This window comes from Myroides sp. ZB35 (assembly GCF_001865835.1).
Classification (GTDB): Bacteria; Bacteroidota; Bacteroidia; order Flavobacteriales; family Flavobacteriaceae; genus Flavobacterium; species Flavobacterium odoratimimum.
Genome location: NZ_CP017769.1, coordinates 1,089,914 through 1,113,845 on the forward strand (window position 1 = coordinate 1,089,914; position 23,932 = coordinate 1,113,845).

Below are 23,932 nucleotides of genomic sequence, written 5' to 3' on the forward strand. Positions count from 1 at the left end.
GTGACAAATATAATAAAAGTGTTTTTTATTTATGGTTCCTTCCCTCCTCATCTGGGTATAGCTCAGCGACTACATCGCTCTGCCAATACTCCTTTGTCTCTATATCTAGAATAGAAATACGTCCTAAGAATGCTGCTCCTGTATCTATATTCCATACATTGGCAAAGTTCATAGGATACTTAAAACCATAATTAGTAACAGGTGTATGTCCTATAAAGATTTCGTGATAGTGCAACAATCTCTTCGGATATCTAATGTCTTCCTTACTGATCGTTGTATCCATAGATAATACCATCTCCCATAACGTTCTGTCCCAATAAAGGCCTTCTTCAATATACTCGTCCTTCACCCCTCTTAAGTTCGTAAAACCTGCATGAACGAAGAGTCTATTGTTCTCATCGATATAATAGTTCTGTAAGCTTCTAAAGAAATGGAGATGCTTCTCTCTCATTTCTTTTGTGATATTGTCTAAAGAATAAGATTTAACAGAAGCGTCTCCTCCATTGCCTTCCCATAGTTTATTCTCCTTACCTGTTTCTAACCAATTCACTAAAAGCGTCTCATGGTTACCTCTTAAGAATGTACAATTATGTGTCTCCTTCAAAGCTAATAAATACTCTACTACCTTCTCAGATTCACTCCATCCATCTACATAGTCTCCTAAAAAAATTAATTTATCTGAAGGGGTTACTTTTGCACGTTCCATCACTTGTAATAGCGCCTTATAACCACCGTGTATATCTCCTATAACTAGTGTTCTACTCATCTATTTCTGTTTCGTATTTCAGTTTACGCAAGATACGCATTACTTCCTTAAAGGCTATAAAGAGCTGAGGGTCATTCGAATATTTTAGATAATCTTTAACGGAGATTAGTTCATCTTTAGCATCTTCAAAACCGTTTAGGTAACACAACATCATATTAAAACATAGTTTACCTAATACACGTTCTTCCTTAGAAGTCAGTTTAAGGTTGTTCTGAAGTTTATAAATAACATTAAGACTAGATCCGTAGATATGCCCAAGGATATTCCTGTTATAGGATGGTGCTTTAAACAAGACTGTGTTGGTCATAGAATAAGTCCCGTTCTCTGAGAAGGAGATCATCACTTCTTCGAATGGGTAATAACTCGTCTTATCATTCAGCCCTAGATTTAGATACTCTGTTATCACAAACTTATGCCCATTATACGCAATCGTGACAGAGTCAAGATCTGAATAGAACAACTTAATCTGCTCATTGACAAACTCTATATCTACTCTAGAATAAAAAGGCATCCCCCTAACCATCTTTTTATTACCTGCCCAACAGATGATAAATTGTTCTCTAAAGACATTATATCTCGGCTTCATATCTCGATGCGTATCTGTCATAAATGTGATAACACTATCTAAGATACTCGCTAGATCATTCTGAGAGTTCTTCTCTATGCTTTTTACTATTTCCCTATTTGTACTACGAGGTACTACTGCATCAGGAACAGAGGTACTGCCTATCCTCACGAAATAACTCCCTTCTGCTATCTCACTAATCGATCGCTTAAACGTCGTTAGACCGATACCTGATCGAATGGATACAAGTCCTACTACTCTATCTTTGGGTAGGTCATTGAACGCCACATTATCATAGGTGATAAGCGGAGGATTATCTAAATAAGCGTTGACTAAGTTCTGAATCTTACTGTCATCATAGAAGTCTACACCTACTATTTCGTTATCTTCGTCTTCTATCCCTACTAATAAATAGGAGCTATTGTCTGGATTTGAATTCGCTAAAGCACAGATATGTTTTAAAAACTTAGCTTTGCCTGATTTACTGTGCAGATTGAGTTGCCTCTTCTTATCATAAAAGCTATTCTCATCATAATGCGCTAGTAAATTTTTAATAAGTAATCGCTTATTAATCACAACATTCTTGTTTTGTTCTTAAAATTATAAAAAGAAACTCACAATTCAGACCTAAATCAGAAACCTCTTTGTTATATTTAACCATACATTAACAACTTAATAGAGAATATTTTTTGAATTTGCGGTAAGAATCAGAAAAGTATATTACTTTAGAAAAAAAACTATAGATATGGACACAACAGGATCTAATTATGATATCCGTGAATTAAACGAATTAATAGAAAGAGAGAGTGCATTTATCGATATCCTAACCATGGAGATGAATAAAGTTATTGTTGGTCAGAAACATATGATCGATAGACTTTTAATTGGTTTGTTAGGACAGGGGCATATTTTATTAGAAGGAGTGCCTGGATTAGCAAAGACTTTAGCCATTAATACTTTATCTAAAGCAGTACATGGAACATTTAACCGTATCCAGTTTACGCCTGACTTATTACCAGCAGACGTTATAGGTACAATGATCTATAACGTAAAAGAAAATGACTTTTCGATCAGAAAGGGACCTATATTCGCTAACTTCATTCTAGCGGACGAGATTAACCGTGCTCCTGCTAAGGTACAATCTGCATTACTAGAAGCGATGCAAGAGAAACAAGTAACTATCAGTGACGACACATTCAAACTAGACAAGCCATTCTTAGTTATGGCTACTCAAAACCCAGTGGAGCAAGAAGGTACTTACCCTCTACCAGAAGCACAGATGGACCGTTTTATGCTTAAGACAGTTATTGATTATCCTAAATTAGAGGATGAAAGACTTGTTATCCGTCAAAACTTAGCTGGTGAGAAACCTCAAGTTAATGCTGTAGTAACTCTAGAACAAATACAACGAGCTCAAGAAGCTGTTAAGAAAGTATATATGGATGAGAAAATAGAGAAGTATATCTTAGATATTATCTTCGCTACTCGTTATCCAGAACAATTTAAACTAGAGAAGTTAAAACCTATGATTAGCTTCGGTGCATCTCCTCGTGGAAGTATCAACTTAGCTCTAGCAGCTAAATGTTATGCGTTTATCAAAAAGAGAGGGTATGTAATTCCAGAAGATGTAAGAGCAGTAGTAATAGATGTATTACGCCATAGAATCGGGGTTACTTATGAAGCAGAGGCTGAGAATATTACTTCTGTAGATATTATTAACCAAATCGTAAATGAAATAGAAGTTCCTTAGTAGAACAAGGATAACTTTTAATATACAAAACCTATTTATAGTTAAGTGTAGATAGGTTTTGATGATTTTGTTAATTTGAAAGCTGTATAGTCATGGAAACCAAAGATATCTTAAAGAAGGTCAAGAAGATCGAAATAAAAACAAAGCGATTAAGTGACCATATTTTTTCGGGAGAGTATCACACTTCTTTTAAAGGGAAAGGTATGACCTTCTCAGAGGTGCGTCAATATCAGTTTGGCGATGATGTAAGGGCTATAGACTGGAATGTTACTGCACGTTATAATGAGCCTTATATCAAAGTATTCGAAGAAGAGCGTGAGTTAACAATGATGCTCTTAGTGGATGTAAGTGGTTCGGAAGCGTTCGGGTCTACTAATCAGTTTAAAGAGGATATTGTACTCGAAATAGCTGCGACACTTGCCTTCTCTGCTACTCAAAACAATGATAAAATAGGTCTAATACTGTTCTCTGATCAGATAGAGTTATTCATTCCTCCTAAAAAAGGAAAAACACATGTACTGAGAATCATTAGAGAGCTTATCGACTTCAAACCTAAAAGTCTAAAGACAGATGTAGGCTTTGCTCTTGAGTATCTCTCGAAGGTAGTCAAGAAGAAAGCTATTGTCTTTGTGCTTTCAGACTTTATTACACACTCTTTTGAACAGACTTTAAGAATATCTGCAAAAAAACACGATATTACAGGCATAAGAATCTACGATAAAAGAGAGAAAGAACTTCCTAATGTAGGTCTTATCAATGTATTCGACGCAGAGACTCATACAGAACAGTTAATCAATACTTCTGATGCTAGTGTAAGAAAAGCCTATGCTTCTCACTTCCACAAGCAAGAAGAAAACTTTACCAAAGTATTTCAAAAATGTGGAGCAGGAACTATCAATATTGAAGTAAACGATAGTTATGTCAAAAAATTACTAGGATACTTTAAATCGAGATAAGGACAATGAAATCTAATTTTCTACATATCGCTATTATTTTTTTAGTTGCTACTTTCTCTACTCTAGCTCAAAATAGAGTAGAAACGCAAGTAGATACTACTGCTATAAAAATAGGAGACACCTTTCTATACACCATAAAGGCCCATTCTAACACAGGGAGTTTAATTACATTTCCTGCAACAGAACAGATAGGGAACTTTGATGTAGTAGAGTCATTCCCTATTGATACGATTAAGAATGATAATACACAGGAGCTTATTAAGAAATATCACTTGACTCAATTCGACCCAGGTGATTTTAGTATTCCTGCTGTACCTGTTATAGTAGATGCTAAGCTATTTCATACAGACTCTATACAGATACATGTACAAGATGTAGCAGTAGATACATTAAAACAACCTCTTTATGAGATCAAGTCAATCTCTAAAGAAGGAGCTTCTTTCTCTACAGATTGGTATTATCTACTGTTTATCTTCATCGCTATACTAGCAGGAATAGGTATCTATATCTATATCAGAAGACAACAAGAGAAGAACCTTACGGAGGATGATAAATACAAAACTCCTTATGAGAAAGCAGTTAAAAAACTTAAGAAACTAGAAGAGAAGAAAAACTGGAATAGAGGTGATGCTAAACCATACTATTCTGATATGAGTATTATCACTAGGGGGTTTATAGAAGATACTTTTGGAATCTCAGCGAAAGAATTGACGACTTTCGAAATTATCACTATTCTTAAGGCTACTTTAAATGATAAGAAGGTAAAGCTAGATCCTGTGGTGATTAAAGAATTAAAACGAGTTCTAGAATCTGCGGACTTAGTTAAGTTCGCTAAGTCTCAGCCTACTGAAGGCGAAATAACAGCAGATACTTCTAAGATACAGAATGTCATAGACAGTATCAATACAGCTTATCCTATCTCTGCTGCAACACAAACGGAGTTAATCAGAAGAAGAGAGGAAAGTAAAAAGAAAAAGAAAAGAATACGTATATGGATTCCTACAGCCATCACAGCTTTCTTAGTTGTTGTGACTGGGATAGTGTATATTATCAATACTTCTGCTAAAGAAGACTATCATTGGTTTACATTCAACAATACGAAGAAACTGATGAACAAAGAATGGATTACTAGTACGTACGGTACTGCTCCAGGACTGACTATCTCAACTCCTGAAGTTCTAATCCGTAAGAATGAACCTTTATTGCAAGAAGGAAAACCTGATGGTATATCATCACTTAATCAATTTAAATATGGTGTCCTAGAAGACCCTATTCACATTGTATTAAATAATGTAGTTACCACTAAGGAATACAAATATACTGACAAAGAATTGATTACTTATTCTATTTCATTGCTGACACAAAACAATAAAATAGAAAACTTAGAGTATAAAGATGAACGCTTTGAGAATGCAAATGGTATTCTCGGGACACTTGTTTATGGTGAGTTTGCATTCAAGAACCCTACTAATCAAGTAGAAGAGAAAGTAATGTTCGAAGGAGTATTAACAGACAATGGTGCTAACAAAGATCAAGTATGGATATTCTATCTAGCAGAAGATGAGATAGCTCCTAAGCTAGTAGAACGTATGTTTGATTCAATACAGTATAAAAAAGAGGAGAAATAACAATGATACAGAATATAACTTTTGCCAATCCTGAGTTCTTCTGGTTATTTATACTATTACCAATAGTCCTATTTGTATGGTATAAAAACAGAAAGAAACAGCGTGCTACTGTCAAGCTAAGCACTATACAAGGTGTACAAGAGCATACTTCACTATTAGTTAAGTTATTGCCTATTTCTATTATCTTACGAGTACTAGCCCTTAGTGCCATTATAGTAGGTATGGCTAGACCTCAAATCGTGAATGTAGATTCACAGATACACTCTACGCATGGTATCGATATCGTGATGGCTATGGACGTATCAGGAAGTATGTTAGCACGAGATCTAAAACCAAACCGTTTAGAAGCATTAAAAACTGTAGCTGCTGACTTCGTATCACAGCGTGTGACAGATCGTATAGGATTAGTTATTTATGCTGCTGAAGCATATACTAAGACGCCAGTGACTAGTGATAAATTACTGATACTAAATGACCTTAAGAGTATAAAATATGACAATGTCCTAAGAGATGGTACTGCTATAGGTGTAGGTTTAGCGACATCAGTAAACAGATTAAAAGACAGCCCTGCCAAAAGTAAGATTATCATACTTCTTACAGATGGTGTCAATAATACAGGTACAGTAGACCCTACATTAGCTGCTGAGATCTCTAAAGAGTACAATATTAAAGTATATACTATCGGTATTGGTACTAATGGGTTAGCAGAATCTCCAGTAGGAATAAGAGAGAACGGTGAAATAGTATATGAGAAAGTACCTGTAGAACTAGATGAAGAGCTTATGAAGTCTATCGCTAAAACAACAGGAGGTAAATACTTTAGAGCAACAGATACTAGTAAGCTTAAAGCAATTTATGAAGAAATCAATCAATTAGAGAAAACGAAGATTGACGAACAGAAGTTCGTTAAATCTGATGACAAGTTTCAATTCTTAGTGTTACTTGCTTTTATTCTATTGTGTATTGATTTCACATTACAAAAAACATTATTCAGAGGATTCATATAATAGATTATGTGGGAGTTAGACAATAAACAATATCTTTTTCTATTTTCAATCATAGCAATATTGATCTTAATCTTTATTGGGGATATCTTGTGGAAGAAAAAGAAGCAACAATCATTTGCTACAGCTAAAGCAATTAAAACTTTGGCACCTAATCAATCTAAGAATAAACCAATCATTAAGGCTTCTATTTATCTAGTAGCTCTAATATCTATTGTAATTGCTTTAATCAATCCTAAGATAGGAACAAAGGTTATTACAGTCAAAAGACAAGGTGTTGATATCGTATTCACATTAGACGTATCTAAGAGTATGTTAGCTCAGGATATGGCTCCTGATAGATTGGCAAAGATGAAACAACTAGTCTCTCAGATTATCAATAATCTAGGACCAGATAGAATAGGTATAGTAGGATATGCAGGTACGGCATTCCCGATGTTGCCTATCACTACAGATCATTACGTTGCTAAGATGTATCTTCAGACGATGAACACAGATATGGTCTCTTCACAAGGTACCGCATTTGAGGACGCTATCTATGTAGCTTCTAATTTCTATGACAATCCCAATACAAGCAAAGTCATGATCCTTATCTCTGATGGAGAAGACCACGGAGAAGAAATGGAGAATGCTATCAAAATAGCAAAAGAAAAGAAAGTAAAGATTATCACCATCGGTGTAGGAACAGAGGCAGGAGGACCTATCCCTATTAAGACACCTAAAGGCGTGGAATATAAAAGAGATTGGAACAATGAGATCGTTACTACAAAGCTCAATCCATCTACGCTTAAATATATAGCTGATGCTACTGGAGGAAAGTATTATTACGGTTCGAATACGCAAGAGATTGTAGACCTTATTAAAAACGACCTTAGCAAAATAGAAAAAACAGATTTTGAAGATCAACAAATCGCAGAGTACCAATCTCAATATCAGTGGTTCTTAGGGTTTGCTTTCTTACTGATCTTTATCGATTTATTCATACTAGAAAGAAAGACTATCTGGATGAAGAAACTTAATTTGTTCAATGAAAAAGAATAGCATGCGATTAATTATGAAAAACTCATTCTACATCACGATATTTTTATTGTTTACTGCTTACTCATTTGCACAGTCTGCTGGTAGAGCACTGAGCACAGGTAATGAAGTATTCGAGAACAAACATTATACTCATGCAGAATCTTCTTATAGAATAGCTAATTCTAAAGACAGTAAGTCTGTAGCTGATTATAACTTAGGAAACTCTTTATACAAACAGCAATTAACCAAAGAAGCAGAAGCTGCCTACCTTAGAGCCATACAAAAAGCGACAACCAAAGAAGCTAAGCACCAAGCCTACCATAACTTGGGGAATGCTTATATGAAATCTAAGAATTATCAAGCAGCAGAACAAGCTTACAAAAAGGCTTTATTAAACAATCCTAAAGATGATGAGACGCGTTATAACTACGCTGTAGCGAAGAAAATGAACAAAGAGAATCCTCAAGACAATCAAGACAACAAGGATAATCAAGACCAAAACAAAGATCAGAATAAGGATAATCAAGATCAGAATAAAGACCAAAACAAGGACAACAAAGATCAAGACCAAAATAAAGATAATAAAGACAAAGGGGATAAAGGCGATCAAGACAAGAAAGATCAAGATCAAAATGATAAAGGAGATCAGGATGACAAGAACAAAGATGGTCAGAATGATAAGGATAAAGACGATAAAGGAAAAGACGATCAAAAAGATCAATCTAAACAGAATAACCCTAAAACACCTAATCAAGATCAGATGGATCGAATATTAGATGCGATGAATAAAAATGAAAAAGATGTACAGCAGAGGCTAATTAATAGAGGTCCTAAAGGTGGTAAACCAGAGAAAGGACAACCTGCTGGACAAAATGAACAAAGAAAAAAAGACTGGTAGAATACAATGAAAACACTGCGTTACTACATATTATTATTCGCTCTGATTTGCACTCAAGCAATCTTAGCTCAAATCAGCTTTGAAGCAACAGTAAGTAGAGATAACATACCGCTTAACGACAATGTTCGCGTTGACTTTGCTATGAACCAAGATGGAGATAACTTCTCTCCACCTCGTTTTGACAATTTCACTGTAGTTGGAGGGCCTAACCAATCTGTTAGCTACGCTTGGACAAATGGTAAAAAGTCTTTTAATAAAACCTATTCTTACTTCTTACAACCGAAGAAGAAAGGAACTTTATCTATAGGTTCAGCATCTATAGAAATAGAAGGACAGGTCTATAAAACCAAACCGATTACCATTACAGTATCTGACGCTGTAGCAAAGCAAGATCCTAGACAGCAATATAATCAAGTACAGCAGAAAGCTCTAGATGAAATACATCTAGTCGCTGAGGTGACGAATCAGAATCCTTATATAAACGAACCTGTAACGATAACGTATAAACTGTACTTCAATACCAATATCGCAGGATATACAGGAAGAAAAATACCTACTTATGAGAAGTTCTGGGTGCACAATGTAGACATCCCTAGACGACCTGAAGTGAAGCTAGGTAAGTATAAAGGGACAGATTATAACTACATTGTATTAAAGCAAGATGTATTAATGGCTCAAGAAGCAGGCAATCTTAGTATAGATCCTCTTGAGTTAATGATACAGGCAGAAGTTCCTACAGGTAGACGTGACTTCTTCGGATATCCAGAGTTTGGGTATATGGAGAAAGAATACAGTACAGGTAGAGTAACGATCAAGGCAAAAGACCTTCCTGAAGCAGGTAAGCCTGACAACTTCTCTGGAGGTGTTGGGACATTTACATTTAAAGTAACTCCTACTAAGACAAGCCTTAAATCAGGCGAGCAACTAAACCTAAAAGTTGAAGTTGCAGGTAAGGGTAACTTGAATTTATTGACCATTCCCACCCCTACTGCGCACTCTGCTCTAGAGATGTATGACCCTACTAGTTCAGATAAGATTACTTCTGGGGTACATGGTATGCAAGGTAGCAGAGTGAACGATTACATCATTATCCCTCAGTATAAAGGGGATTATATGATTGACCCTATGGAGTTCTCATATTTTGACTTAAGTACTAAGAAGTATAAGACTATTCACATTGACAGCTTAGCGATTAATGTACTAGAAGGGCCTACCCTACCAACTAATACAGAAGCAAAAGACACAGACGTAGTAGATAAGAGCGAATTGTTCCAACCGAATAAAGCTACACCTACAGTAGTAGAAGCTTCTACTAGCACATATTGGGACACTACGTTATTCTACGTCCTTACAGTACTGCCATTCGCAGCTATACCGCTATTCTTACTTGTAGTGATACAGCGTCGTAGATATGCGTCAGACACAGATGGTATCCGATTGAGAAACAACAATAGACTAGCTAGGAAATACTTAGGAGAAGCGAAGAAAAACATCAATAACAAAGAATTGTTCTATGAAGCACTAGAGCGCTGTCTGCACAACTTCCTAAAAGCGAAGCTAGACATGGTGACTAGTGAGATGAGCAATGAAAACATTACAGAGATTCTAACAGATAGAAATATTACTGAAGAAGCCATTAAGAACTTTATGGATATAAAGAACGCTTGTGAATGGGCTCGTTACGCTCCGACTGATCAGGTTAATATCAATAAGGATTATGACAATGCGATTACAGTAATCTCTGAACTAGAAAAACAATTCAAATAGACCAACATGAAACACATCATCACTCTTTTTATATTTGTTTTGAGCTTTCATACATGGGCACAAACGGATTCTTGGAAACAACAATTTGACAAGGGAAATGCCTTGTATCAAAAAGAAAAATATAGTGAAGCAATCACAGCCTTTAAAGTTATAGAGAAACAAGAAACTTCTTCACCAGAAGTATTCTTTAATCTAGCGAATGCTTATTATAAAACACGCGATTATGTCAATGCTGTTTATTACTATGAGAAAGCCTTAAAGCTTAATCCTAGTGACACCGCTATAGAGACTAATCTAAACTATGCGCGCAAAGAGCTTATAGACGATATTATGATAGTGAAGCAGTATGATAACGAAGACATACTTCACCAGTCATTAGGGAAGCTATCCGTTGACCAATGGGCTACACTAGCCACAGTGATGTCCTTTGTAGTACTATTGTGTTTTGTGGTATATTATCTGAATCACAGCAGTACGATTAAGCGTATTAGCTTTGTATTGATGCTTGTTTCTATCCTAGTGATAGGAGGTAGTGTCTACGCAGCTACATTTGAGCAGAAGTATGCTTCTAAGACTACAGCTGCTATCTTATTTACTGAAAAAGTAAACCTTAAAGAAGAAGCGAAGAACACCTCTCGTACACTAAAAGAACTACACGAGGGTACTAAGGTGTATATCTTAGAGAAAAAAGCATTGTGGATCAGGGTAAAACTAGATGATCAGCAAGAAGGATGGATAGAAGAGAATACGATTAAGTATATCTAGATCGTTTCGGGTTCTTTTATATCTTGTATCATATCGATACTCTTAGAGAACAGAGATTTAACTAAATCGTATAAACTAGGTAGTACTGACTCAGACAGAGATACATATATTTTATAACTAGTAGAGTTCATTAATGTCTCCTGACTGACGAACTTAAATATCGCGTTAACCTCATCGAATATAGAGAGAAAGATACTTCCTACTAGGATCACGATCAAAATCTGAAATACAGCCCCAAAAAGTCTGTTGAACAGCCCTAAGAATACCGCTTGTACAAACTTAGTAGCTAACTGAGCGATGAAGCGTGCAGCTAATACTGCCAACACAAAAGCCAATACAAAAGCAAGTAAAGGAATAGAAGGTGACTCCCACCCTAGTGAATTCATCAGAAATTCTTTAATAATATTTGAGAATTTCAATGCTCCTATTATTCCGATAAATAGAGATAGAAAAGAAACTACTGAAATAAAAAAACCATCTCTAGCTCCTTTTATAATAGCAAAAATAACGGCGATAAGGCATATAATATCTAAAAACATAAATACTCAAATATATTCTGTGCGAAGATATTACAATTCTATTAATTACAATAGAGCAGAACTGTAGTATATTTGTCACCATTACAACTAACAATATGGCAAGAGACGAACAATTAAAAGCTAGATGGGACGCTGTCGTTCAGAAAGTATCTGACCGATTCGGAGACGGAGAGACACTAGACTTAGAAGCTATCATATATTTAATCGGAGTACAAGAACTAGGTAAAATCAAAAAGAGATATAAAAAAGACGACAAAGTGAACTTAATGCATATCGCTATCTGTCGTCTATTAGAACCTTATGGTTATTACGAGTTTGATCACTTTGACCAAGACGGATGGCCACACTATAACGTAAAAGAAAACCTACCTAGCCTTAAAGCAGGTGAACAATCGGTTTTAATGAAAGAAGCGATAGTCAATTACTTCTTAGAAAGTAAGTTTATTGACTAACATAAGAAACAATTATAAAAATTATAGCTGTTTATAATTTTATGTCTAATTGAAAAGCAGTAAATTTGCTTTTTACTTTACTTAAGATGATAGATAAAATAAAAGAATACATCGGTGAAGCGGAACACTTTAACACCGATAATAAAGAGACGCTTGAAACATTTAGAATTAAATTCTTATCTAAAAAAGGAATTTTAAACGACTTATTTGCACACTTTAAAACGGTGCCTAATGAGCAGAAAAAAGAGTTTGGTCAAGCTATCAATCTATTAAAAAGCACTGTCGAGAATAAAGTAAAATCTATTCAAGATGAACTAGAATCTAAAGATGTGCAAGGTCTTTATGGAGACTTAACACGTCCAGGTTACCCTCTAGAGATCGGGTCTAGACACCCTATTTCATTAGTGAAGAACCAAATCGTTGATATCTTTAATAACATTGGTTTTAATATCTCTGAAGGTCCTGAGATTGAAGATGATTGGCATAACTTCTCTGCGTTGAACTTCCCAGAGTATCACCCAGCTCGTGATATGCAAGATACATTCTTCGTTCAGACAAATCCAGAACAACTATTACGTACACATACTTCATCTGTACAGACTCGTTATATGGAGAAGAATACACCACCATTGAGAACTATATCTCCAGGGCGTGTATTTAGAAACGAAGCTATATCATCTCGTTCACACTGTATATTCCACCAAGTAGAAGGTCTTTACATTGATAAAGATGTTTCTTTTGCTGACTTAAAACAGACTTTGTTATACTTCACTAAAGAGATGTTTGGTAAATCTAAGATTAGATTACGTCCATCATACTTCCCATTTACAGAGCCTAGTGCTGAGGTAGATATCTATTGGGGATTAAAGACTGAGACAGACTACCGTATTACTAAAGGTACAGGGTGGTTAGAGATCATGGGATGTGGTATGGTTGACCCTAACGTTCTTAAGAACTGTAATATCGACCCTACTGAGTACAGTGGTTTTGCCTTTGGTATGGGGATAGAGCGTATCGCTATGCTATTATACCAAATCGGAGATATCCGTATGTTCTTTGAGAACGATGTACGTTTCTTAGAACAATTTAAATCGAACTTCTAATAAGAAAACGATATATAGTAAAAACACCTCATCTGATCTAGACGAGGTGTTTTTTTATATCCTTATACATATAAGCCCTTATAATCACTACATGCATCATAAGGGCTATTTATTTCTAATAATACTTGATGATTAACTAAAAGCTCTTCTTTACCCCTATCATAATACCGTCTTTAGCAAACGCCCCACCTTGATATGAGCGTACATAGTCTATACGGAAGAAATTAATCTTACCAAATCCGAAGTTAGACAGACCTGCTGTAAACTCGTGATATGGCTTTATATCACTTACCATAGCATTGTGATACCCTAATACTACATTCCATCCTGTCTCTCTTAGCAAAGGAACCTTATTAATCAAGAATCCCTTAAAATCATACTCAAAATGACTCTCTACATAAGACTTATTCGTACTCAGAGCATAATACGGTAATAGGTTAAACGAGGTCAATCTATCATTCGTGATGTTTAGATGAGTCTCGTTACCTGTGAAGTGTTTTCTATCCACATAAGAGATACCATCAGCTCCAAAATATTTACCCATTAATACATTATACTCGAATCTCCCTTTATTACTCACCGTTAGTCCTTGGCTGAACCTAGCTTCTAGCTTATCGTATTCTAATCCTTTCTCACTACCACTGAATCCCTTTTCATAGTTCACCTCTATCAGAGGATAGTTAGGATTGCGCATATAGATACGCTTGTCAGGATAGCTTACATAGTTCATCCCTAAGGATAGCGTAGTACCAACTCTAAACTTGTATAGATGATGATTCGTGATCGGACTACTGTTCATATCTAGAGGAGCTAACGGATCATTAGAGGTATAGGCTCTACTACCCTTATAGAATGAGCCATTCGCATTATTATACAGCGGGCTTCTATCCTCATACCCTATCGCACTGTGTACCTTTAGAGCTTCATTGAAGAACTGACCGTAATACCCCACATACACATCATTGTGATTGTAGTACTTCGCATAGTTCTTTCTCATTAATAGGGAGAATGCAGTATTTAGTAGCTCAGGTATATTCTCCTTATTATACTGTTCTATCTTACTTCCTCCTTCTATATATATTGCTGATTTAGACGCTCCTTTAAACTGGCGCAATAGCTTTCCATACACTCTCAACCTATCAGAGGCAAACCCGTAGCCAAAGCTAGCTTTACCATACGTATACCCTATCTTATCCTTATCGTAGATAGAACCATACACATCCGTCTTCATATTGAACCCCTGCACAGTATTAAATCCAGGTTTATCCATCCCTATTAATCCTGTGTAGCCGATGCTATACTTATTATCTTCTCCTCTATAGTTATACCCACCGAACACATCACCTACTTTAAATCTATTGTGCTTTTTGCGGATACTATCTTTATACGCAGGAGACTCCTTAATTATTCTTATACTATCCTTCACGCGATAATCATTCAACTCCTCTTCAGACAAAGCAAATAATCTATTCTCTTTCCAGAAATCATCCCCTTTCTTATTCACATCCTTCGCAAAGGATAAAATCTCTTTATCAAAGCTCGCTCTAGTGAAATTAGGTGTGAAGTTATAGTTGTTAAACACACTTAAGAACACTGCTTGTATCCGTACTCCTAATGCTCCAAAGACTAAGTCAAGGTTCTGCGAGCGCTTCACCCAGCTCTTATTATCCTCATTATAACTAAAGTTCTGACTCACATTGATCTCTTCTATCAATGGTTGCTGTACACTTACTCCCGTTACTTTTAAATCTATACCATAGATAGCCCCTATCCCATCTACTAAGTAGAGATCACCTGAGAACACAGGCTGAACTGATGACTTAGGCGTTACCTTGATTTTATTAATCAATACCCCTTGATCTCTGAAGGTAGCCTCTAGCGTGTACTTATAGTATGAGAACGCTACATCTGCTATCGGAGAGATTAGTTTAGTATCCATATCTCCGATCACGATATGATTATCATAGAAGTCATAGAAGGACTCATCCGCAGTATTAAAGCTATATCCACTATTGCTCCCACTTACCTTAGATGCGATAATATGTTCTTTTAGTTTATTCGGTTTTTGATACTTTAGGCTAGAAACTGTCTCTGACAGATACACTATCCCTCTACCTAGTGAATCCACACCAGATAATCCACTACCATTCACCTGCACCTTCTTTTGAAAAAACTTAGACATCTTCAGCGTCTTCAGCATTCCTTTAGAGTAAAAATCCGCAGTGAAAGCAGACATTCCCTCTGTATTCTTCTGCTTGTTCTTTATCGCTAGACGGATCAGATCATCTGCAGGATTCTTACCAGCTGTGATCACGATATCTTCTAGTATGAAGTCTTCAGACTCCAGTACCACATTTACCTCCTGGGCAACTCCAGTATAGGTAATATTCTTTCGCAGCGTCTTATAGCCTAAGAATTGATATACGATTGTATACTCCCCCTTCTGAGGTAAGCTTAATTCATATAGTCCCTGTTCATTACTTATTGTATTCTGTTGGCTTTTCTCTAGATATACCGTAGTATAACTAATGGGATTACCCTCTGTGTCTTTTATACTCCCTTTTAGTTGACCAAATACAGTCAAGCCAATCAGAAGCATAAAAAGTGTAATAAATTGTTTCATTGGTTAGGTTTTGTTTAATAGTAACTATTAGACATTGTATTTATTGCATTGTTACACCTTGACCATGATATTATACTAAATAACAGAACACCTCATACAGTCTTCATACCTCATCACATCGCTAACCTTCATATTCATTGACTTCATACCACTATATCCTCTCATAGAATAAGACAATACCTAAGTAGAGAAAGTTCTAAAGCGTTAATTAACTGTAAAAGAATTAGTCATTATAACATTAAATACACCTTTAACTCATTCTCTTTTGTATTTTTGTCAGTTCAAACTAAACTACCTATGTCAAGATTCAACCTATTAACTGTAAAAGAAGTTCGCAGAGAAACTCCTAATGCAGTATCAATAGCATTTGATATTCCTGCCAACCTAAAAGAGGAATTTGCATTCACAGCAGGTCAATATCTTAATATTAAATACCAACACGAGGGGAAAGAGATTCGTAGAGCTTACTCTATCTGCTCTACTCCTACTAGTGGAGAAGTACGTGTAGCAGTAAAAAAAGTAGAACACGGAGTGTTCTCTACATTTGCTAATGACACACTGAAAGCTGGTGATCAGCTAGAAGTAGAGAGCCCAGAAGGAAGATTCACTTTTGAGCCTAATGATTCAGTAGCTAATAACTATGCTGCCTTTGCAGCAGGTAGCGGTATCACTCCTGTGATGTCTATACTAAAAACAGTATTAGAACAAGAGCCTAACAGCAAGTTCGTACTAGTATATGGTAATAAAAATGCGGAAGAGACTATCTTCCACGACGAATTATACAAACTACAAGAACAATACGCAGAGCGTCTATTCATCCACTTCGTTTACTCACGTATTAGAGAGAACGATTCTATCTTCGGACGTATAGATAAAGCAGCGATCAACTTCGTAGTAAACAACAAACACAAAGAAAAAGAGTTCGCTCGTTTCTTCTTATGTGGTCCAGAAGACATGATCGATACTGTAAGTGCTACTCTACAAGATAGAGGAGTTGCTAAAGACAAAATCGCTTTTGAGATCTTCACTCCTAACACAGATGGTGTAAACCCTGTACAGGCAGAAGGAGGTACTACTAAGGTGACTGCACTAGTAGATGACGAAGAAGCTAGCTTCGAGATGCCGAAGAGTGAAGTATTACTAAACGGTGTGCTTAAAGCCGGTATAGATGCTCCATACTCATGTCAGGGAGGTATCTGTAGCTCATGTATGTGTAAGATCGTTAAAGGATCTGCTGTGATGAAGAAGAACAGCATCCTTACAGATGATGAGATAGCAGACGGACTTATCCTATCATGTCAAGCTATCGTTACATCAGACGAAATCTATGTAGACTACGACGATATATAATAGATATACGATATAATCTAAGCTCTCCCACAGTGGAGAGCTTTTTTTTGCGATCATACTCCGAGGTGATAGCCTATTGCTCCCTATATGATAGGCTAGTGATAGGCTATTTTTGGTACTTTTAAGCCGACCAAATGCCCATCACTAGCCGACCACATGCCGACCACCCCACAAAAAAAGGTAATAAAAGCACATTTAATACTTTAGAAATAATACTCAGAATGCAAATCCGGGCCGAGATATAAAACACATTACAATAACACAATAAAAAAGAGCTGTACAAAGCATTATACTTCATACAGCCCTAAATCAATTATAGTTAACAGTGATAAATTAATAAATAGCAAGAGGCTCTCCCACCGCGTGGAAAAGCCTCTTTCAATCTATCACAACACTAAACTTACTAGTTTCTCATTTACTTGGTCAAAGTTGAATGACGTGTACACACGGTCAAACTCTCCTTTGATTGCTTCATTCATCAGGTTACCTACACTACCTTCATGTGTATGGTTTACCTCTTTTGACGGTTGATAAGTACCTGCCTCTATCGACAGCCCTATCTCTTTATATGCTTCTCTAAAAGGCATCCCCTTTAGTACATAATCATTCACTACCTCAACGCTAAACAAATAGTCGTATTTCGGATCGCTTAATATCTCTTTATTCACCTCTATATTGTCCAACATCAGTTTCAGAATATCTAAACACTCTTTCAATGACGTGAAAGCTGGGAACAAGTTCTCTTTTAACAACTGAAGATCTCTGTGGTACCCAGAAGGCAAATTAGTGGTCATTAAGGCTATTTCGTTAGGCAAAGCTTGTATCTTATTACATCTTGAACGAATAAGCTCTAGAACGTCTGGATTCTTCTTATGTGGCATAATGCTCGAACCTGTAGTCAAATGATCTGGGAATTTAATAAAGCCCATGTTCTGACTCATATACAAGCATCCGTCCATCGCGAACTTAGCTAAAGTAGCTGCAATAGCGCTTAACCCTTGTGCTAAAATACGCTCTGTCTTTCCCCTACCCATCTGTGCATAGACTACATTATAATTCATAGACTGAAAGCCTAATAAGTCTGTAGTCATCTGCCTGTTTAACGGAAATGATGAGCCATAACCTGCAGCCGATCCCAATGGGTTCTTATTCGTAACCTTCCACGCAGCTAGCATCATCTCTAAATCATCTACAAGGCTCTCTGCATACGCCCCAAACCACAAGCCAAATGACGAAGGCATTGCGATTTGTAAATGCGTATAGCCAGGCAGTAAAACATCTTTATACTGATTACTCAATTGCTGTAGTGTATCAAATACCTCCTTCGTCTTAGTCACGATCTCCTCTATCTCATGGCGAAAATAAAGTTTAAGGTCTACTAATACTTGGTCGTTTCTAGAACGTCCTGAATGTATCTTCTTACCAGCCTCACCTATTCTCCTAGTCAATAATAACTCTACTTGAGAGTGTATGTCTTCTACATCATCCTCTATCTCGAATTGACCAGCTAATATCTCTTGGTATATCTGTTTTAATTCTTTTTGAATAAGGACTAAGTCTTCTGACTCTAATAATCCTATACTTTCTAACATCTGTGTATGTGCTAGTGACCCCATAACGTCAAATGCCGCTAGGTTCATATCTAACACTCTATCTTGTCCTACTGTGAAGGTATCTACATTACTATCTACAGTAGTGTTTTTTTGCCATAATTTCATTTACTACACAATTTGCGTTAACATCTTTATATACAAGGCTATTCCCTCTTCTATCTCCTTTACATAGACGAATTCGTCTGCTGTATGTGAGCGAGCAGAGTCGCCAGGTCCACACTTAAGCGATGGAATACTTAACAAGGCTTGGTCACTCGTAGTAGGTGAGCCATAGGTCTCTCTACCTAGTGCTATACCCGCCTGTACGATAGGGTGATCCTTAGCTATAGACGAAGGCTTTAATCGAGTAGAACGCGCATTGACCTCACAGTCTACATGCTGTCTCACCATCTCTAATACTTCTTCGTTTGTATAAGCATCTGTCACACGTACATCTACTACAAAATCACAAGTAGAAGGCACCACATTATGCTGTGTACCAGCATTGATCATTGTCACACTCATCTTGATTGGTCCAAACTCCTCAGATACCTTAGGGAACTGATAGGTATTAAACCACTCTATATCTTTTATTGCTTTAAATATCGCATTGTCTCCTTCATTACGCGCTGCATGTCCTGAGCGCCCATGAGCTACACAGTCTAACACCATTAGTCCACGTTCTGCTACAGCTAAGTGCATTTGTGTAGGTTCTCCTACGATAGCGAATTCTAATTCTCCTAATTTAGGTATTACAAATTCTAAGCCATCATTCCCTGATATCTCTTCTTCTGCCGTAGCAGCGATACAGAAGTTATACTTCATTCCCTCTTTTTCATAGAAGTAAAGAAATGTAGCGATTAAAGAGACCAAGCACCCTCCAGCATCATTACTCCCCAATCCGAACAACTTGCCATCTATAATCTCAGGCTTAAAAGGGTCACGAGTATAGTCTTTATTTGGTCTCACAGTATCGTGGTGAGAGTTCAATAAGATCGTAGGCTTACTCGGATCATAGTGCTTATTAAACGCCCATACATTAAAAAGCTCTCGGTGAATAGCTACTCCATGAGACTCTAAAAAGTTAGCGATTAGATCAGAAGTCAAATGCTCTTCTTTACTAAAAGATGGAGATGCTATAAGGCTTTCTAATAAAGCTATTGCCTGTTGTGATAAGTTGTCTTTCATTGTGGTTTTATATAGTTATGGGTAGTTGTCTTGTTATCTTATATTAGAGTTGAATCGTAGTACCAGCTTTTATATCTAATAGATCCTCTGCTTTCTTGATACATACCTTATCTACTCCTTGGTTGACAGCCGCCAAAGCATTCTCTATCTTTGGCAACATACCATCAGCTATCACCCCTTGTTGTTTTAGTTGTGTAAAGTTCTCTTGATTAATGGTATTGATCACAGAGTTCTCATCGTTAATGTCTTGCAGTACCCCTTTGCGCTCAAAGCAATATACTAAGGCTACTTTATACTTAGTAGCGAGAGCAACGGCTATATTAGAGGCAATAGTATCTGCATTGGTATTTAGTAGTTGGCCTTCCTTATCAGCCGTAATCGCAGAGAATACAGGACTAATCCCTATCTCTAACAATTGTTGTAATCGAACCACATTCACATCGCTTGCCTCAAAGTCCCCTACATAGCCATAGTCTATCGGCTCAATAGGGCGTTTATGACTCTGTATCAGCTTAGCGTCTGCTCCTGAGATTCCCATCGCATCACAACCTCTTGCTTGAAGTTGTGCTGTGATTTGTTTGTTTATCAAACCTGCATACACCATTACAGCTATAGGCAACATCGCTTCGTCAGTGATACGACGCCCATTGACCATCTGAGTTTCTATCCCTAACTGCGCAGCCATACGCGTAGCTAATTTACCTCCACCATGTACTAAGACCTTAGGGCCTTCTATACGAGCATAGATGTCTAAAAAAGCGTTTAACGCAGACTCGTCATCGACGATATTACCTCCTATCTTAATAACTGTAAGGCTTTGCATAATTTATTGGTTTTTAAGCATTTCTTTTAATACAGCTTGTGCTGCCCATACTCTGTTCCCTGCTTCTTGTATCACGATAGCATGCTCGCTATCTAATACTTCTGACGAGATCACTAAATCACGTCTAACAGGTAGGCAGTGCATTACTTTGGCTTGGTTTGTTGCTTCTAATTTATCAAGAGTTAACATCCAAGACTTATCTGTACACGTTATCTGTCCGTAGTCTTCATAACTCGACCAGTTCTTTACATATACGAAGTCTGCATCTGCTAAAGCTTCATCCTGATTAGTAGTCACTGTAGCTCCTACTGTAAACTCCTCTTTCAGCGCATAACCCTCTGGATGAGTCACCACAAAGTCTACAAGACCTTCTGCCTGAGCTCTACACATCCACTCTGCGAAAGAGTTCGGTACTGCCTGCGGAAGTGCCTTAACGTGCGGTGCCCATGTCAATACTACTTTAGGTTTTTTGCCTTGAGGTACTAATTTATCTTGTGCAGCGTCATAATTATAATCGAAGTGCTCTACTATGGTGATCAAGTCTGTAAAGCTCTGTAGGGGATGTCTTGTCGCGCTCTCTAAGCTCACTACAGGTTTGCCACAGTACTTAGCGAACTTGCTAAACAATTCTTCGCTATAGTCTTCCTCAGCATCTTTTAACCCAGGGAATGAACGAAGTCCTAATATATCACAGTACTCTCCCATCACAGCTGCAGCTTCTCTAATATGCTCTGCTGTATTTCCGTCCATCACTACGCCGTCTTTAGTCTCTAAAGCCCAACCGTCTGATGTCATATTCATCACCATTACATTCATCCCTAAGTTAGCAGCAGCCTTCTGAGTACTCATCCTTGTACGCAAACTTGGATTTAAGAATACTAAACCTATTGTTTTGTGCTTGCCAAGAGTTTCTTCTGCAAAAGGGTTTGCCTTACACGCTAATGCGCTGTTTACTGCTTTAGATAGAGAAGGTATATCGTTAACGGAAAAAAATTGTTTCATTGTAATTGTCTTTTTAGAATTGTTGTAATCTGTTGTTGAATTTATCCAAGAATAAATCTGCATCAGCTTGAGTCAGATTTAATGCTGGTAACAACCGAATTACATTAGGGCTTGCATTACCCGTGAAGATGTGGTCTTTCACTAATAGCTCTTTACGAACCTCTTTTAACTCAGGAGCAAGGTCTATTCCGATCATCAATCCTTTTCCTCTTACTTCCTGTATCTTGTCTAATTTCTTTAATTCATTGATTAAGTAGTTCCCTACTTGTGCTGTATTTGCCATTAGATTGTCTTGCTTCATAACCTCTAATACAGATAGGGCTGCTGCACAAGCTAAATGGTTTCCTCCAAAAGTAGTTCCTAACTGTCCATGCCAAGGCTTAAACTGCTCTCCTATCGCTATTGCTCCAATAGGGAATCCATTCCCCATCCCTTTAGCCATCGTATAGATATCAGCACTCACTCCACCGTCATTCACTGCGTAGAAAGAACCTGTACGTCCATATCCACACTGTACTTCGTCTGCGATAAATACTGCATCATATTGCGTAGTAAGACTTCTGATTTTCGCTAAGAAGCTATCTGTAGCTACCTTAATCCCACCTACACCTTGTATTCCTTCGATAATCACTGCTGTTACTTCATCACCGTAAGATGCGAAAGCTTGTTCAAGAGCTTGCTCATCGTTAAAAGGCAAGAACACAATGTTCTCTGTTTGATTGACTGGGGCAACTATCTTTGGGTTATCAGTAGCAGAAACAGCAAGAGAAGTTCTCCCATGAAAAGCTTTATCAAAAGCGATAACTTTCTTTTTACCATTATAAAAAGAAGCTAATTTTAAAGCGTTTTCATTTGCTTCTGCTCCTGAATTACACAAAAACAATTGATAATTGTCCAACCCAGCTACTTCCCCTAATAATGCAGCTAATTGCTGCTGAAGAGGGATTTCTATAGAATTAGAATAAAATCCGATTTTGTTTAATTGGTCCGTTAATCTCGCTACATAGTGCGGATGAGTATGACCGATAGAGATCACAGCGTGCCCTCCATATAAATCTAAATACTCTTGACCCTTGCTGTCATATACTCTACTCCCTAATCCTTTTACAATCTCGATAGGGTTAAGTGGGTATACATCATATAATTTCATCATAATAAATCGTTGTTAGAAAGCCGAAGCTTTTAGTTGTAAACCTGTTTTTTCGTCTAATCCGAATAGCAGGTTCATGTTTTGAACAGCTTGTCCGCTTGCTCCTTTTAGTAGGTTATCTATCGCACTAGTCACTAATACATCATTTCCATTCTTTACGATAGACACCAAACATTTGTTCGTATTTACCACTTGCTTTAGGTCAATGCCCTTTTTGCTTACGTGTGTAAATGGGTGTGATGCATAATATGTGCTGTACATCGTGTAAAGCTCTTCTTCTGTCAAAGTCGATTCAAACATCACACTTGCAAAAATCCCTCTAGCGAAGTCTCCTCTCTCTGGGATAAACTTAATGTTCTGTACATAGTCAGGTTGTAGTTGTACAAGGCTTTCTCCTATCTCGCTAAGGTGTTGGTGAGTGAAGGCTTTATATACTGATATATTATTCGCTCTCCAACTAAAGTGAGATGTAGTAGATAGACTCTGTCCAGCTCCTGTAGACCCTGTCAAAGCATTGATATAAACAGACTCAGGCATCTTAGCTGCATGTGCTAAAGGCAACAAGGCTAACTGTAATGCTGTAGCAAAACAACCTGGATTAGCTATATAATTCGCTTTCTTTATCTTCTCTTTATTCAACTCTGGCAAGCCATAAACGAACTCTCCTGCTGTATCTTTTAATCTAAAGTCTTGGCTGAGGTCTATAATCTTAATCTCCTTATCAATGTCATTCTCTGCTAAGAACACTTTAGAATCTCCATGCCCCATACACAAAAACAATACATCAATATCCTCCATCAACACATTCGTAAAATGTAAGTCTGTATCTCCGAATAGGTCACTGTGAATCTCATATACTGGCTTACCAGCGCTACTGTTAGAGTGTACAAAGGTGATCTCTACTGCGGGATGAGGTAAGAGAAGTCTCAACAACTCTCCTCCCGTATAGCCAGCACCTCCTACTATTCCTGCTTTTATTGTCTGCATAGTT

General features: G+C 37.1%; 21 protein-coding genes. 11 read left to right on the forward strand and 10 right to left on the reverse strand.

Annotated elements, in window-relative coordinates; all coding sequences use genetic code 11:
* Positions 1–25: 25 nt before the first annotated feature.
* Positions 26–766: a metallophosphoesterase family protein gene (locus BK054_RS04935; RefSeq protein WP_071306997.1), complete on the reverse strand. Its 741-nt coding sequence runs from the start codon at positions 764–766 to the stop codon at positions 26–28.
* Positions 759–1,907 (reverse strand): DUF5929 domain-containing protein, encoded by a 1,149-nt coding sequence (locus tag BK054_RS04940; protein ID WP_041894930.1) that lies wholly within the window; start codon positions 1,905–1,907, stop codon positions 759–761. Before BK054_RS04940 ends, BK054_RS04935 begins: the two co-directional genes overlap by 8 nt.
* Before the next feature lie 169 nt (positions 1,908–2,076).
* Here BK054_RS04940 and BK054_RS04945 point away from each other — a divergent pair, with 169 nt between their 5' ends.
* The 8 genes from BK054_RS04945 (at position 2,077) to BK054_RS04980 (ending at position 11,119) form a co-directional block, all read left to right on the forward strand.
* On the forward strand, positions 2,077–3,081 hold the full coding sequence (locus tag BK054_RS04945) for an AAA family ATPase (protein ID WP_006258013.1): 1,005 nt from the start codon (positions 2,077–2,079) through the stop codon (positions 3,079–3,081).
* A gap of 92 nt (positions 3,082–3,173) precedes the next feature.
* Positions 3,174–4,037 (forward strand): DUF58 domain-containing protein, encoded by an 864-nt coding sequence (locus BK054_RS04950; RefSeq protein ID WP_071306998.1) that lies wholly within the window; start codon positions 3,174–3,176, stop codon positions 4,035–4,037.
* 5 nt (positions 4,038–4,042) lie between these two features.
* Entirely contained in the window at positions 4,043–5,665 is a 1,623-nt protein-coding gene (locus BK054_RS04955) for a BatD family protein (RefSeq protein WP_006260419.1), read from the forward strand.
* Between the two features lie 2 nt (positions 5,666–5,667).
* Entirely contained in the window at positions 5,668–6,672 is a 1,005-nt protein-coding gene (locus tag BK054_RS04960) for a vWA domain-containing protein (RefSeq protein WP_006260420.1), read from the forward strand.
* Between the two features lie 6 nt (positions 6,673–6,678).
* The gene (locus tag BK054_RS04965; RefSeq protein WP_006258009.1) at positions 6,679–7,710 is read left to right on the forward strand and encodes a VWA domain-containing protein; all 1,032 of its coding nucleotides are present in this window, start codon (positions 6,679–6,681) and stop codon (positions 7,708–7,710) included.
* 1 nt (position 7,711) lies between these two features.
* Positions 7,712–8,587 carry a tetratricopeptide repeat protein gene (locus BK054_RS04970; protein WP_006262425.1) on the forward strand — a complete coding sequence of 292 codons (876 nt, stop codon included), beginning with the start codon at positions 7,712–7,714 and terminating at the stop codon, positions 8,585–8,587.
* A 6-nt stretch (positions 8,588–8,593) separates the two neighbouring features.
* Complete coding sequence (locus BK054_RS04975; protein ID WP_071306999.1) at positions 8,594–10,354, forward strand: BatD family protein; 1,761 nt, start codon at positions 8,594–8,596, stop codon at positions 10,352–10,354.
* Positions 10,355–10,360: 6 nt separating this feature from the next.
* Entirely contained in the window at positions 10,361–11,119 is a 759-nt protein-coding gene (locus tag BK054_RS04980; protein ID WP_071307000.1) for a tetratricopeptide repeat protein, read from the forward strand.
* Here BK054_RS04980 and BK054_RS04985 read toward each other — a convergent pair.
* A complete protein-coding gene (locus BK054_RS04985; RefSeq protein ID WP_071307001.1) occupies positions 11,116–11,658 on the reverse strand; it encodes a CvpA family protein in 543 nt (180 codons plus the stop codon). The two genes, BK054_RS04980 and BK054_RS04985, sit on opposite strands and share 4 nt — an antisense overlap.
* Before the next feature lie 95 nt (positions 11,659–11,753).
* On the opposite strand from BK054_RS04985, the gene BK054_RS04990 reads away from it, so the two are divergent.
* A complete protein-coding gene (locus BK054_RS04990; protein WP_006258004.1) occupies positions 11,754–12,110 on the forward strand; it encodes a hypothetical protein in 357 nt (118 codons plus the stop codon).
* Between the two features lie 86 nt (positions 12,111–12,196).
* Positions 12,197–13,213, forward strand: a complete 1,017-nt coding sequence (gene pheS, locus BK054_RS04995) for a phenylalanine--tRNA ligase subunit alpha (RefSeq protein WP_036471075.1) — start codon at positions 12,197–12,199, stop codon at positions 13,211–13,213.
* 136 nt (positions 13,214–13,349) lie between these two features.
* Here pheS and BK054_RS05000 read toward each other — a convergent pair whose 3' ends face one another.
* A complete protein-coding gene (locus BK054_RS05000; protein ID WP_071307002.1) occupies positions 13,350–15,836 on the reverse strand; it encodes a DUF5686 and carboxypeptidase regulatory-like domain-containing protein in 2,487 nt (828 codons plus the stop codon).
* Between the two features lie 297 nt (positions 15,837–16,133).
* On the opposite strand from BK054_RS05000, the gene BK054_RS05005 reads away from it, so the two are divergent.
* Positions 16,134–17,186, forward strand: a complete 1,053-nt coding sequence (locus BK054_RS05005) for a ferredoxin--NADP reductase (RefSeq protein WP_071307003.1) — start codon at positions 16,134–16,136, stop codon at positions 17,184–17,186.
* Positions 17,187–17,572: 386 nt separating this feature from the next.
* Here BK054_RS05005 and argH read toward each other — a convergent pair whose 3' ends face one another.
* The 6 genes from argH to argC are packed head-to-tail and all read right to left on the reverse strand — an operon-like array spanning position 17,573 to position 23,928.
* Positions 17,573–18,904 (reverse strand): argininosuccinate lyase, encoded by a 1,332-nt coding sequence (gene argH / locus BK054_RS05010; protein ID WP_006257999.1) that lies wholly within the window; start codon positions 18,902–18,904, stop codon positions 17,573–17,575.
* 3 nt (positions 18,905–18,907) lie between these two features.
* Complete coding sequence (locus tag BK054_RS05015; RefSeq protein WP_071307004.1) at positions 18,908–19,966, reverse strand: M20 family metallo-hydrolase; 1,059 nt, start codon at positions 19,964–19,966, stop codon at positions 18,908–18,910.
* A gap of 43 nt (positions 19,967–20,009) precedes the next feature.
* A complete protein-coding gene (gene argB / locus BK054_RS05020; RefSeq protein ID WP_006257997.1) occupies positions 20,010–20,789 on the reverse strand; it encodes an acetylglutamate kinase in 780 nt (259 codons plus the stop codon).
* Between the two features lie 3 nt (positions 20,790–20,792).
* Positions 20,793–21,791 (reverse strand): acetylornithine carbamoyltransferase, encoded by a 999-nt coding sequence (locus tag BK054_RS05025; protein ID WP_006257996.1) that lies wholly within the window; start codon positions 21,789–21,791, stop codon positions 20,793–20,795.
* A 13-nt stretch (positions 21,792–21,804) separates the two neighbouring features.
* Entirely contained in the window at positions 21,805–22,944 is a 1,140-nt protein-coding gene (locus tag BK054_RS05030; RefSeq protein WP_071307005.1) for an aspartate aminotransferase family protein, read from the reverse strand.
* 12 nt (positions 22,945–22,956) lie between these two features.
* Positions 22,957–23,928, reverse strand: coding sequence for an N-acetyl-gamma-glutamyl-phosphate reductase (gene argC, locus BK054_RS05035; RefSeq protein ID WP_071307006.1), 972 nt, complete (start codon positions 23,926–23,928; stop codon positions 22,957–22,959).
* Between the last annotated feature and the right edge of the window lie 4 nt (positions 23,929–23,932).